Annotated in this window: 13 protein-coding genes and 3 tRNA genes; 12 read left to right on the forward strand and 4 right to left on the reverse strand. The window is 68.7% G+C overall.

Translation table 11 applies throughout. The annotated features are described in order from the left end of the window. The first annotated feature begins 100 nt into the window (after nt 1-100). From ASC67_RS00665 to ASC67_RS00700, 8 genes are all read left to right on the forward strand, one after another. Nucleotides 101-868 (forward strand): SPOR domain-containing protein, encoded by a 768-nt coding sequence (locus ASC67_RS00665; RefSeq protein WP_056314402.1) that lies wholly within the window; start codon nt 101-103, stop codon nt 866-868. Further along, entirely contained in the window at nt 865-1,374 is a 510-nt protein-coding gene (locus ASC67_RS00670) for a CvpA family protein (RefSeq protein ID WP_235566181.1), read from the forward strand. Before ASC67_RS00665 ends, ASC67_RS00670 begins: the two co-directional genes overlap by 4 nt. 26 nt (nt 1,375-1,400) lie before the next feature. After that, nucleotides 1,401-2,930: an amidophosphoribosyltransferase gene (gene purF, locus ASC67_RS00675; protein WP_056314403.1), complete on the forward strand. Its 1,530-nt coding sequence runs from the start codon at nt 1,401-1,403 to the stop codon at nt 2,928-2,930. Next, nucleotides 2,930-4,174 (forward strand): O-succinylhomoserine sulfhydrylase, encoded by a 1,245-nt coding sequence (locus tag ASC67_RS00680; RefSeq protein WP_056314404.1) that lies wholly within the window; start codon nt 2,930-2,932, stop codon nt 4,172-4,174. The genes purF and ASC67_RS00680 overlap by 1 nt, the downstream gene beginning before the upstream one ends. Then, the gene (gene gltX, locus ASC67_RS00685; RefSeq protein ID WP_056314405.1) at nt 4,171-5,577 is read left to right on the forward strand and encodes a glutamate--tRNA ligase; all 1,407 of its coding nucleotides are present in this window, start codon (nt 4,171-4,173) and stop codon (nt 5,575-5,577) included. Before ASC67_RS00680 ends, gltX begins: the two co-directional genes overlap by 4 nt. A 38-nt stretch (nt 5,578-5,615) precedes the next feature. Next, nucleotides 5,616-5,691: transfer RNA gene (locus ASC67_RS00690), tRNA-Ala, on the forward strand. A 58-nt stretch (nt 5,692-5,749) separates the two neighbouring features. Then, nucleotides 5,750-5,825 (forward strand) — tRNA-Glu (locus ASC67_RS00695). Between the two features lie 46 nt (nt 5,826-5,871). Further along, nucleotides 5,872-5,948, forward strand: a tRNA-Asp gene (locus ASC67_RS00700). Between the two features lie 73 nt (nt 5,949-6,021). Here ASC67_RS00700 and ssuE read toward each other — a convergent pair. After that, entirely contained in the window at nt 6,022-6,651 is a 630-nt protein-coding gene (gene ssuE, locus ASC67_RS00705; RefSeq protein WP_056315072.1) for an NADPH-dependent FMN reductase, read from the reverse strand. A 202-nt stretch (nt 6,652-6,853) separates the two neighbouring features. Between ssuE and ASC67_RS00710 the strand changes: the two genes are divergently transcribed. Further along, nucleotides 6,854-7,072, forward strand: a complete 219-nt coding sequence (locus ASC67_RS00710; RefSeq protein WP_056314406.1) for a DUF3606 domain-containing protein — start codon at nt 6,854-6,856, stop codon at nt 7,070-7,072. A 193-nt stretch (nt 7,073-7,265) separates the two neighbouring features. Here the strand turns inward: ASC67_RS00710 and ASC67_RS00715 are convergent, their stop codons facing one another. Continuing rightward, on the reverse strand, nt 7,266-7,478 hold the full coding sequence (locus ASC67_RS00715) for a hypothetical protein (RefSeq protein ID WP_056314407.1): 213 nt from the start codon (nt 7,476-7,478) through the stop codon (nt 7,266-7,268). 284 nt (nt 7,479-7,762) lie between these two features. Between ASC67_RS00715 and ASC67_RS00720 the strand changes: the two genes are divergently transcribed. Together ASC67_RS00720 and ASC67_RS00725 are read left to right on the forward strand one after the other, a co-directional pair. Then, nucleotides 7,763-8,788, forward strand: coding sequence for an NADP-dependent oxidoreductase (locus ASC67_RS00720; protein WP_056314408.1), 1,026 nt, complete (start codon nt 7,763-7,765; stop codon nt 8,786-8,788). Beyond that, nucleotides 8,785-9,549, forward strand: a complete 765-nt coding sequence (locus ASC67_RS00725; RefSeq protein WP_056314409.1) for a metallophosphoesterase — start codon at nt 8,785-8,787, stop codon at nt 9,547-9,549. Before ASC67_RS00720 ends, ASC67_RS00725 begins: the two co-directional genes overlap by 4 nt. 45 nt (nt 9,550-9,594) lie before the next feature. Here ASC67_RS00725 and ASC67_RS00730 read toward each other — a convergent pair whose 3' ends face one another. Then, complete coding sequence (locus ASC67_RS00730) at nt 9,595-10,503, reverse strand: DMT family transporter (protein ID WP_056314410.1); 909 nt, start codon at nt 10,501-10,503, stop codon at nt 9,595-9,597. Next, on the reverse strand, nt 10,500-10,994 hold the full coding sequence (locus tag ASC67_RS00735) for a methylated-DNA--[protein]-cysteine S-methyltransferase (protein WP_056314411.1): 495 nt from the start codon (nt 10,992-10,994) through the stop codon (nt 10,500-10,502). The genes ASC67_RS00730 and ASC67_RS00735 overlap by 4 nt, the downstream gene beginning before the upstream one ends. A 188-nt stretch (nt 10,995-11,182) precedes the next feature. On the opposite strand from ASC67_RS00735, the gene ASC67_RS00740 reads away from it, so the two are divergent. Continuing rightward, nucleotides 11,183-12,574 carry a phosphomannomutase/phosphoglucomutase gene (locus tag ASC67_RS00740; RefSeq protein ID WP_056314412.1) on the forward strand — a complete coding sequence of 464 codons (1,392 nt, stop codon included), beginning with the start codon at nt 11,183-11,185 and terminating at the stop codon, nt 12,572-12,574. Nucleotides 12,575-12,599 lie beyond the last annotated feature (25 nt).

A 12,599-nucleotide genomic window follows, 5' to 3' on the forward strand; every position in this document is an offset into this window, starting at 1 on the left:
TTGCGGTTGCCGACCCGATGTGCAGGTCCGACGGCCTGCATCGCGGAACCATCGCAGGGCGTTGCGCTTGCCGTCGCTCACCTCCCGGAAGCCTCCACGCATGGGTCTGCTGTCCTTCTTTCATCGCAAGTCCGACACCGGAACCGGCGCGTCTCCGACCGACGCTGACTCCGTCGAACTCGCGCGCAGCCGTGCACGTCGCCGCCTTGTCGGCGCGACGGTGCTGGTGGTGCTGGGTGTGCTGGGCTTCCCGCTGCTGTTCGACACGGTGCCGCGGCCGCTGTCGGGCGATATCCCGATCGATATCCCTCGCAAGGATGCTGCCGCGCCGCTGATCGCCAAGCCTGCGGGCCCGCCGCCGGCTGCCGTGACGGTACCGAAGGACGATCCGGTCGTGACGGAGAGCGCTTCGGAGGCCGGGCGTGAGGTCGCCGCGTCGGCAGCAGTGCCGCGTGTCGCGGCCGCCCCCGCGGAAAAGCCGGCCGCGAAGCCGGCCGAGAAACTTGCCGACAAGAAGCCTGAGCCGGCCGCCTCGAAGCCGGCGGTCGCCCCGGACGCCGCGCGGGCTCGGGCCGCGCTGGAAGGCAAACCGGTCGTCGCGGCCAAGCCCGAGGCCGCCGACAAGACCGCCGACGGCAGCACACGCTTCGTCGTGCAGGTCGGCGCCTACAGCGAGGCCGACTCGGCCCGCGAGGCCCGCTCGCGCGTCGAGAAGCTGGGCTACAAGACCTACACGCAGGTCGTCGAGACGCCGTCGGGCAAGCGCATCCGTGTGCGCATCGGCCCGTACGCCGATCGCGGCGAGGCCGACAAGGTGGCGTCCAAGATCAAGCAGTCCGGCCTCAATTCGGCCGTGCTCACACTGTGAGCGCCGCCGTGGCGCAGGTCAGCTGGGTCGACTGGGTGTTCCTCGCCGTGGTCGGCCTGTCGGTCATCGTCGGCCTGGTGCGCGGCCTGCTGTACGAGGTGATGTCGCTGCTGGGCTGGGTGGTCGCCTACGTGGCGGCGCAGGCCTTCGGCGTGGTCGTGGCACCGAGCATTCCGGTCGGGGCGCCGGGCTCGGGGCTCAACCTCGCCGCGTCGTTCGTGATCGTCTTCGTGGCCGTGCTGATCGGCTGGAGTTTCCTGTCGTGGCTGATCAAGAAGCTGGTGCAGGCGTCGCCGCTGAGCCCGCTCGATCGGGTGCTGGGCGCGGTGTTCGGCCTGTTGCGCGGCGTGCTGGTGGCGCTGGTCGCTGCGACGGCGGTCACCATGACGCCGCTGGCGACATCGCCGGCATGGCAAGCTGCCCACAGCGTGGCGGGACTGCAGGCGGTGCTGGCCGGCCTGAGGCCGTTGCTGCCGGATGAGGTGGCGCGGCATCTGCGGGCCTGAGAGAGATTCATTTCAAGGGGTAGTCCATGTGTGGCATCGTCGGTGTGATCTCCACGGCACCGGTCAATCAGCTGATCTATGACGCCTTGCTGCTGCTGCAGCACCGCGGGCAAGACGCAGCCGGCATCGTGACGGCGGGGCCGGACGCCAAGGGCCGCAAGTTCTTCATGCACAAGGCGCGCGGCATGGTGCGCGACGTGTTCCGCACCCGCAACATGCGGGGACTGCCCGGCACCGTGGGCCTGGGTCAGGTGCGCTACCCGACCGCGGGCAATGCCTACAGCGAAGAGGAGGCTCAGCCGTTCTACGTGAACGCGCCCTTCGGCCTGGTGCTGGTGCACAACGGCAACCTCACCAATGCCCATGCGCTGAAGCAGGAGCTGTATGCGGTCGATCGCCGCCATCTCAACACCGACAGCGACACCGAGGTGCTGCTGAACGTGGTGGCGCACGAGCTCGAGCTCGCGGCACGCGATCTGCCGCTGACGCCGAACGAGATCTTCAAGGCCGTCGGGGCGGTGCACCGGCGCATCAAGGGCTCGTACGCGGTGGTCTGCCTGATCGCCGGTCACGGCGTGCTGGCGTTCCGCGACCCGTTCGGCATCCGCCCGCTGTGCCTGGGCGATGCGGAAGGCCCCGAGGGCCGCAGCGTGATGGTGGCCAGCGAATCGGTCGCGCTCGAAGGCACCGGCCACCGCCTCGTGCGCGACGTGGCGCCGGGCGAGGCGGTGTTCATCGATCTCGAAGGCCGTGTCCACGCTCGGCAGTGCGCCGCGAAGGCCTCGTTGCATCCCTGCGTGTTCGAGTTCGTCTACCTGGCCCGGCCCGATTCCGTGATCGACGGCATCTCGGTCTACCAGGCACGGCTCAACATGGGCGAGACCCTGGCGCAACGCCTGGTGTCGACGATGCCGCCGAACGAGATCGACGTGGTGATCCCGATCCCCGAGTCGAGCCGGCCGTCGGCCATGCAGCTGGCGCAGAAGCTCGGCAAGCCTTACCGCGAGGGCTTCGTGAAGAACCGCTACGTCGGCCGTACCTTCATCATGCCGGGGCAGGGCATGCGCAAGAAGTCGGTGCGCCAGAAGCTCAACGCGATCGTGTCGGAGTTCAAGGGCCGCAACGTGCTGCTGGTCGACGACTCCATCGTGCGCGGCACCACCAGCAAGGAGATCGTGCAGATGGCGCGCGAGGCCGGCGCCCGCAAGGTCTTCATGGCCTCGGCCGCGCCGCCGGTGCGCTTCCCGAATGTCTATGGCATCGACATGCCGACCAAGGGCGAGCTGATCGCGCACGACCGCAGCATCGAGGAGATCCGCGAGTTCATCGGTGCCGACGCTCTGATCTACCAAGACGTCGCGGCGATGAAGAAGGCCGTCGGCTCGCTGAACCCGAACCTGGCCGGCTTCGAGGCCTCGTGCTTCGATGGCGTCTACATCACCGGCGACGTGAGCGCCGCGGACTTCGAGGCGCTGGCCGCGCAGCGGCCGTTGCAGCTGGAAGAAGATGCCGAGTCGGCGTCGCGGCTGGCACTGCAGAGCGCCACGGAGGTCTGATGGCGGGCACCGACGACACCAAGCGGCTGCCGCGCGTCGACCTGCCGTCCGACGTGCGGCTGGACACGCTCGCCGTGCGCGAGGGCCTGCCACCCAGCCAGTATGGCGAGAACTCCGAGGCGCTGTACCTGACCAGCAGCTTCGTGCATCCCGACGCCGCCACCGCGGCCGCGCGCTTCGCCAACGAGGAAGAGGCCTTCGTCTACTCGCGCTTCAGCAACCCGACGGTCACGATGATGGAGCGCCGCCTGGCGGCGATGGAGGGCACCGAGGCCTGCATCGCGTCGTCGAGCGGCATGAGCGCGATCCTGCTGCTGTGCCTGGGCCTGTTGAAGGCCGGCGACCACGTGATCTGCTCGCAGAGCGTGTTCGGCTCGACCATCAAGCTGCTGGGCGGTGAATTGGCCAGGTTCGGCGTCGAGACCAGCTTCGTGTCGCAAACCGACGTGGCCGCGTGGCAGGCGGCGGTGCGTCCGACGACTCGCCTGCTGTTCGCCGAGACGCCGAGCAATCCGCTCACCGAGGTGTGCGACATCGCGGCGCTGGCCGACGTGGCGCACCGGGCCGGCGCCTTGCTGGCGGTCGACAACTGCTTCTGCTCGCCGGCGCTGCAGCAACCGGTGAAGCTGGGTGCGGACCTGATCGTCCATTCCGGCACCAAGTACCTCGACGGCCAGGGCCGCGTGCTGGCCGGTGCGGTGTGCGGCCCGGCGCACATCGTCAACGACAAGCTGGTACCGCTGATGCGCAGCGCCGGCATGAGCCTTTCGCCGTTCAACGCCTGGGTGGTGCTGAAGGGCCTGGAAACGCTGGCGATCCGCATGGCCGCGCAGAGCGAGCGAGCGCTCGGCCTTGCGCGATGGCTCGAGGCGCATCCGGCGGTGCAGCGCGTCTACCACCCCGGCCTGCCGTCGCACCCACAGCACGCACTGGCGATGTCGCAGCAGAACGGCTGTGGCGGGGCCGTGGTGTCCTTCATCGTGAAGGGCGAGGGCGCCGATCTTGCGCGCCGCAATGCCTTCCACGTGATCGACAGCACGCGCATCTGCTCGATCACCGCCAACCTCGGCGACACCAAGACCACCATCACCCACCCGGCCAGCACCTCGCACGGCCGGCTGACCGAGGCGCAGCGCCTCGCGGCCGGCATCACGCAGGGCATGGTCCGCGTGGCGGCCGGCCTGGATGACCTGGACGACTTGAAGGCCGATCTCGCGCGTGGCCTCGACACCCTGACGGCATGAGCAGCACCTCCCACGCAACCGTTCGCACGCGCTTCGCGCCGTCGCCCACGGGCTTCATCCACCTCGGCAACATCCGCTCCGCGCTCTATCCCTGGGCCTATGCCCGGGCGACGGGCGGCGTGTTCGTGCTGCGCATCGAGGACACCGACGTGGAGCGATCCTCGCAGGAGGCCGTCGACGTCATCCTCGAGAGCATGCGCTGGCTGGGCCTGGATGCCGACGAGGGCCCGTTCTTCCAGATGCAGCGCATGGACCGCTACAAGGAGGTGCTGGCCGGGATGCTCGAGCAGGGGCTCGCCTACCGCTGCTACATGAGCCAGGCCGAGCTCGATGTATTGCGCGAGCGCCAGATGGCTGCCAAGCAGAAGCCGCGCTACGACGGCACCTGGCGTCCCGAACCCGGCAAGACGCTGCCGTCGGTGCCTGCGGGTGTGCAGCCGGTGATCCGCTTCAGGTCGCCGATCGGCGGCAGCGTGGCGTGGGACGACAAGGTCAAGGGCCGCATCGAGTTCAGCAACGACGAACTCGACGACCTGGTGATCGCAAGGCCCGACGGCACGCCGACCTACAACTTCTGCGTCGTCGTCGACGATGCCGACATGAAGATCACCCACGTGATCCGCGGCGACGACCATGTGAACAACACGCCGCGGCAGATCCACATCCTGCGAGCACTCGGCCACGAGCCGCCGGTCTACGCGCACCTGCCGACCGTGCTGAACGAGCAGGGCGAGAAGATGAGCAAGCGCCATGGCGCCAAGCCCGTCACGCAATATCGTGATGAGGGCTACCTCGCCGATGCCGTGGTCAACTACCTGGCCCGCCTGGGCTGGAGCCACGGCGACGACGAAATCTTCTCGCGCGAGCAACTGGTCGAGTGGTTCAACCTCGATCACCTCGGCAAGAGCGCGGCGCAGTTCGACGAAGCCAAGCTGCGCTGGGTCGGCGCCCAGCATCTCAAGCGCACCGACGACGCGGTGCTGGCGCCGCTGGTGGCGCTGCAACTACATCGGCTCGGCCTCGCCGCGCCCACCGACGAGCGGCTCGTGCGGCTGTGCGGGCTGTTCAAGGACCGCTGTGCCACGACCGTCGAACTGGCGCAGTGGCTGGCCATGTACTTCGGTGAGGTGGCGCCGAGTACCGAGGATCTCGCGGCCCACGTGACCGACGCGGTGAAGCCGGCACTGACGTCGCTCGTAGGACGCTTCTCCGAGATCGCCTGGGATGCCGCATCGATCCAGCGGGCCTTCAAGGCGACGCTCGCCGAACACGGCCTGAAGATGCCGCAGCTGGCGCATGCGGTGCGCGTGCTGGTTTGCGGCCGTGCCCAGACGCCATCGGTCGATGCGGTGCTGGCCCTGTTCGCCCGTGACACCGTGCTGGCGCGCTTGCGAGCCGCCTGAAAATCGTCATATAATTTCGGTCTCGCTTGAACAGCGCCGGGGGTATAGCTCAGCTGGGAGAGCGCTTGCATGGCATGCAAGAGGTCAGCGGTTCGATCCCGCTTACCTCCACCAAAGGCTTGAAGCTGCGGTGGCGCTGTTCAAAAGAGAAGCGATTTGCCAGAAGGTTTCAGTCCCCTTCGTCTAGAGGCCTAGGACACCACCCTTTCACGGTGATTACAGGGGTTCGAATCCCCTAGGGGACGCCAAGTCAGCGCAGGACTTGCACAGCAATGTGAAACCTGCCAACCACATGGAGTGGTAGTTCAGTTGGTTAGAATACCGGCCTGTCACGCCGGGGGTCGCGGGTTCGAGCCCCGTCCACTCCGCCAAAAAATCAACGGGTTGCAACAGCGATGTTGCAACCCGTTGTGTTTTGCGCGTGCGCCTTCGTGCTCCCGATGATCACACTGCCCAGCGTACGCTGTGGCCCAACCAGGGCGGCTGGGGCGTACCGCGTGCGCGCGCCAGCACGGCATCGCGCTCGCGTGCAGCTTCGGTTTCCGCGCGGTACTGCGAGGCGCGCTCGATGACGCTGCGCAAGGACTGGTCCACGCGCGTGCCGATCTCCGCGTCGACTTCGTAGCGACCCTCCACGGTGGGGATCTGCGCATCGCTGGCGTAGACCGCGTCGAGGATGTCGCGCGCGCCCAGCGCCGACAGCACCGGCTTGAGCGCGTAGTCGAGCGCCAGCAGGTGCGCCGCGCTGCCGCCCGTGGCCAGCGGCAGCACGGTCTTATCGCGCAGTCCGTCCTGCGGCAGCAGGTCGAGAAAGCTCTTCAACAGGCCGCTGTAGGCGGCCTTGTAGATCGGCGTGGCGACCAGGATGACCTGAGCCTCCAGCACCTTGCGGATCGCAGCCTGGATCTCGGTGTTGGCGAATTCGGCCTGCAGCAGCGCCTGGCCCGGCAGGTCGCGCACCGTGATCGCCTCGGCGGTGGTCGCGTGAGGCTGCAGCCTGGATTGCGCCAACTGCAGCAGGGCGCCGGATCGCGAACGCAGCGAGGGGCTGCCGAGAATGCTGGTGACTTTCATGATGCTCTTGTCTGACATGCGAGAGGGGGAGTGCGATCGCCGAAAAACCTTCGACCATACGCAGGCGCTCGCCGGCGGCCAACGACCCTTTCCGGCTTTGCATATACCGTTCTCCCCGCCGTGCCACGGCGGGACGAGGGGCAACGCCATCCGGCCGCAGGCCGTCCCATAATGGGTCGTCCTCGCTCCGAAGGAGATTGGCATGGCAGTCGAAGCAAACTCGTCTTCCATCGCGCCGTCCGCGCGCATCGACCTCTTGAGCGACGTCGATGTCGCCTACTGGTGTCGATTGCTGGATGTCGACCATGCGCAACTGCGGCGGGCGGTCCAGCAGGTCGGGCCCCGCGCCGAATCGGTGGTCCGCTACCTGCAGCGCAAGGCGCCGGCCTCCGGCCCTGAATACGATCCACCGGGCGGTTGAGCGATCGACAGGCCCTGATCGATCGCTAGCGCGCGGCCGGTTCGGCCGCACCGATCTGCGTGATCGCCAGCCGTGAGAGCTTGCTGACTTCGGGGTCGGCGAGGTGCGTGGCCTGCTGCCGAAACTCGCCTAGCATGCGTGTACAGGGTAGCTTGGCACCGCGTATCAGCGGCGGCGCTCCGGGATCAGCGGGTCACGACGTGGCCGTCGCTCGCTGGCAGGAGTCGGTGTTGCGCAACCGGTCGAACTCTCGCCGGGCCACCAGGGCCGGGTCGCTGGCGCCTTCACGGGCCTGCAGTTCGTAGGCCAGATCGAGGTAGCCATGGAAGTTGCCGCGCCCTTCGGAGAGGGCCTGGCATTGTTGCGCGAAGGTTTCAGCCCAGATGATCTTCTGTACCGTCGTCATTCCTGTACTCCAGGGCGGCAGCGGTGCGCCGCGCTCAGTGGTTGCTCCTGCACCGCAAGCGTAGGCGGGACCGGCCGTTCATGGGCGCAAGCGGGCCCCCCTGAAGCGAGGGCGTCGCGAGCCACGCGTGTGAAATTCTTGCAATTTCGGTGCAGTGGTCGTCGCAGCGGGTATCGATCGGCGAGGCCCGCCCGAGGCTTTCCACCGCTTCCGTTTCGCAGGAACTTGTGATCTCCTCGCCACAACCGCGCCATTGGGGCGGTCCACAACCAGGAGACCCATCCGTGACCACCGCCGGCAACCGCCAACTGCTGCTCGCCCGCCATCCCGAAGGCCGCATCCGTGACGAAGACTTCCGCCTCGTCGACGCGCCGCTCGCGCCGCTCGCGGACGGCCAGGTGCAGGTGCGCACGATCTACCTGTCGATCGACCCGACGATGCGCGTCTGGCTGCACCCGACCGACAACTACCTGCCGATGATCCAGCCCGGCGAGGTGTTCCGCGGCATCGGTATCGGCGTGGTCGAGGCCACGCGCCATCCCGGCTTCGCGGTGGGCGCACTGGTGCAGGGCCTGTTCGGCTGTCAACAGCGCGTGCTCAGCGACGGCTCGGATCTGCTGGCACTGCCGGACATCGCACCGCTGCCGGTCACGGCCCATTTCAGCCTGCTCGGCCATATCGGCATGACAGCCTACTGCGGCCTCGTCAAGGTAGGTGCGGCGAAGGCCGGCGAGACCTTGCTGGTGTCCGGCGCCGCCGGTGCCGTGGGCGCGCTGGTCGGCCAGATCGGCCGCATCCTCGGCTGCCGCGTCGTCGGCGTGGCGGGCGGCACGGAGAAGTGTCGCTACCTGACCGAGGTGTTGGGCTTCGATGCCGCGGTGGACTACCGCGCTGCCGACTTCGACGCGGCGCTGGCCGCGGCCTGCCCGAAGGGCATCGACGTGTACTTCGACAACGTCGGCGGGCGCACCCTGGAGCTTGCGCTGGGGCTGATGAACGACTTCGGCCGCATCGTCTGCTGCGGCATGATCTCGACCTACGATGATTACGATGTGCCGGGTCCGCGCAACCTCGTGCAGGTGGTGCTGAAGCGGCTGCGCATGCAGGGCTTCGTGATCCTCGACCCCGAGCATGATCCGAAGGAAGCCTACGCGCACCTGCTGCAGTGGGCCGGCGAGGGCCGCCTGCAGCACCGCGCGCACGTGGTCGACGGCCTGGAGCGGGTGCCCGACGCCATCAACATGCTGCTCGACGGCCGCAACCAGGGCAAGCTGATGGTGCGGCTGTCGGAAGAACCGACCGTGGCATGAGGATCGCGCTGTACTCGGACCTGCACCTGTCGGTGCAGCCGCTGGCCGTGCCGTCGACGCCGGCCGACGTGGTGGTGGTGGCGGGCGACGTGTCGCGTCCCGCCGGCGCCATCGCATGGGCCCGACAGTTTCCGCAGCCGACGCTGTTCGTTGCGGGCAACCACGAGTTCTACGGTGGCGATCTCGTGACCACGCTGCGGCAGTTGCGTGAGCAGGCGCAGGGCAGCGCGGTGCGGGTGCTGGAGCGCGACGAGTGGCACCACGGCGGCGTGCGCTTCCTCGGCTGCACACTGTGGTCCGACTACCGCCTGTTCGCTGACGTGTCGGAGCGTGACGCCGGGGTGCGACAGGCGACCGAACTGGTGCGCGACTTCTCGCGCATTCGCGCGGCACCGGAATTCGACCAGCTGTTCACGCCCGCGCTGTCGCAACTGCTGTTCGACACGGCCGTCGACTGGCTGGAGGCGCGCTTCACCGAGCCGCACGACGGCCCGACGGTGGTGGTAACCCACCATGCGCCGTCACGCGGCAGCATCGCGGAGAAGTTCGCCGGCTCGCCGCTGAACGCTTGCTTCGTGTCGGATCTGGAGCAGCGCATCCTGCGCTGGCAGCCGCAGCTCTGGCTGCACGGGCACGTGCACGACAGCTTCGATTACCGCATCGGCCGCACCCGCGTGGTCACCAATCCGCGTGGCTATGCACCGCGTGGCCAGACGGAGAACCCGGCGTTCGATCCGGCGTTGCTGATCGAGGTGGACTGAGGCCGCTGCGTTGCGCCGGTGGTCCGGTGTGCCGCCGCCGCGTCCTCACGCGTCCGCTGCGGCCTTGCGTTGCCCGCGCGGCAGCGCGACCAGCCCTGTCGCGAGTGCCGTGCCGACCAGGATGACCGCACAGCCGATCACCATCGCCGCGGTGATGCCTTCGGCGAGGAAGATCCAGCCCCACAGCACCGCGAACGCCGGGATCAGGAAGGTCACGGCGATCGTGTTGGCCGGGCCGATGCGAGCGATCAGGCGGAAGAACAGCACGTAGGCCACGCCGGTGCAGGCCAGCGCCAGCAGGCCGACGGCCAGCCAGGCCGTGGCCGAGGGCGCCCGCGCGGGCCAGAACCACAGCATCGGCAGCGTGAGAACGAGCGCTGCCGACAGCTGGCTGCCGGTGGCCACCGCGAGCGGCGCCACGCCGGTGAGCCGCTTCTTCGTGAAGCTGGCCGACCATCCGTAGAGCAGAGTCGCCCCCAGGCAGGCCACGATGGCCCAGCCGGTGCTCGTGCCGTCGGCGCCCGGCTTGAAGCTCGCCTTGTCCCAGGCCAGCCAGAGCACACCGCCGAAGCCGATCAGCAGGCCCAGCACTCGCGACGGCGTCAGGCGGTCCTTGAGCCACAGCCAGGCGATCAGCGCGCCCCACAGCGGCGTGGTGGCATTGAAGATCGACGACAGGCCGGCGGTGATGGCGAGCGCCGCATAGCTGTAGGCCAGAAAGGGCAGTGCCGAGTTCGCGAGCCCGACCAGGAAGATCGCGCGCCAATGCGCACGCAGCACGCCCAGCTGACCGCGGGCGGCCAGCAGCGGCAGCAGGAACAGCGTGGCACCCAGCACGCGCAGCCCGGCCAGCGCCACCGGGCCGAACTCGCCGGCCCCCAGGCGCATGAAAAGGAAGGAGGCGCCCCAGAGCGCCGCCAGCAGGCACAGCTCGATCACGTCGGCCGGCTTCACAGCAGGCTGCCCTCGAGCCGCAGCAACGCCGCCTTGCGCTCCAGGCCACCGGCATAGCCGGTCAGGGAACCGCCTGCGCCGAGCACGCGATGGCAGGGCACGATCACAGCGACGGGGTTGCGGCCGATCGCCGCACCCACCGCCCGCACCGCCGACGCGCGGCCGAGCTGCTGCGCGAGGCCACCGTAGCTGAGCGTGCGGCCCGCGGCGATGCCGCGAAGCGCCTGCCACACCGATTGCTGGAACGGCGAGCCCTGTGGATCCAGGGCGACCGTGAAGGGTGCCGAGGCGTCGCGCCAGTAGCCAGCCAGCTCGTGGAGGGTCTGGGCGATCCAGCGCTGGCCGGCGTCGACCGGCGCCTCGATCGCGCCGGGGTGGTGTTTCTGGCCGTCGAACCAGAGGCCCGAGAGGCCCCGCTCGGTGGCCGCGAGCGTGATCGGGCCGAGCGGCGTGTCGGCCCGGGCCTGGGCGGCGAACGAACGAGGTGGCATGGGGCGCTTGGACGGAAAGGTCGCCGGAGATGCCGTGGAGCAGCCAGCCGGCGACGGACCCGCGATCTTAGGCTGGGCGGGCGTGACGCACTCGGCGCGAGGAAACCCAGTGACCGGCGGGCCGGAGCAGGGGGCGTCCCTACAATCCGCCGGTCTCCTCAGTCTTCTCAATCAGGACGGACCCCCGCATGCAAGTTGCAGCTTCGATCTTCAAGGCTTATGACATCCGCGGCATCGTCGGCAAGACGATCGACGAGCAGTTCGCCGAACACCTCGGCCGCGCGTTCGGCAGCGAGGCGCGCAAGCTGGGCGAGAAGGCGGTCGCGGTCGGCCGCGACGGGCGCCTGTCCGGGCCGGGGCTGTCCGCCGCGCTGATCCGCGGCCTGGCCTCGACCGGTCTCGACGTGGTAGACCTGGGGCCGGTCACCACGCCGATGCTGTACTACGTGGCAGCCACGCGCGCAAAGCACGGTTGCCGCAGCGGCATCCAGGTCACAGGCAGCCACAACCCGAAGGACTACAACGGCTTCAAGATGGTGCTGGGCGGCCGCGCGATCTACGGCGAGGACATCCAGGGCCTGCGCCGGCGCATCGAGGCCGAGGACTACGTGAAGGGCAAGGGCCGTTCGGCCGCGATGGACATCGGCGCCGAGTACCAGCACCGCATCACCGGCGACTGCAGGCTGGCCCGACCGATGAAGATCGTGGTCGATTCCGGAAATGGCATCCCCGGCGCGTCGGCGCCCGGCATCCTGCGCGCGCTGGGCTGCGAGGTGATCGAGCTCTACTCCGAAGTCGACGGCGATTTCCCGAACCACCATCCCGATCCCTCCAAGCCGGAGAACCTGGTCGATCTGATCCGCACCGTGAAGGAGACCGGTGCCGAGCTCGGTCTGGCCTTCGATGGTGACGGCGACCGCCTGGGCGTCGTGACCGCCGATGGCCAGAACATCTTCCCCGACCGGCAACTGATGCTGTACGCGCAGGACATCCTGCAGCGCCATCCCGGCGCGCCGATCATCTTCGACGTGAAGTGCTCGCAGCGCCTCGTTGCGGCGATCCGCAAGGCCGGCGGCGAGCCGGTGATGTGGAAGACCGGCCACTCGCTGATCAAGGCCAAGCTCAAGGAGACCGGCGCGCCGCTGGCCGGCGAGATGAGCGGCCACATCTTCTTCGGCGAGCGCTGGTACGGTTTCGACGACGCCACCTACACCGCAGCGCGATTGCTGGAGATCGTGTCGCGCCACAAGGACCCGAGCAAGCTGCTCAACGCACTGCCCACCAGCTACAGCACGCCCGAGCTGAACGTGCCCTGCGCCGAAGGCGAGCACCATGACGTGGTGGCCAGGTTGCGCGAGGTGGCGAAGTTCCCCGGCGCCAGCGAGGTGATCACCATCGACGGCCTGCGCGCGGAGTTCAAGGACGGCTTCGGCCTGGTGCGCGCGTCCAACACCACGCCGGTGCTGGTGCTGCGCTTCGAGGGCCACACGGCGGCGGCGCTGGCGCGCATCCAGGCGCAGTTCATGGCCGCACTGCGCGCCGTGAAGCCGGACGCTCAGGTCGCCGCGGCGGCGCACTGAGCGGCGCCATCACCGCGCGGCCGCC

Origin of the sequence: Methylibium sp. Root1272 (assembly GCF_001425905.1) — a bacterium.
Lineage (GTDB): Bacteria > Pseudomonadota > Gammaproteobacteria > Burkholderiales > Burkholderiaceae_C > Methylibium.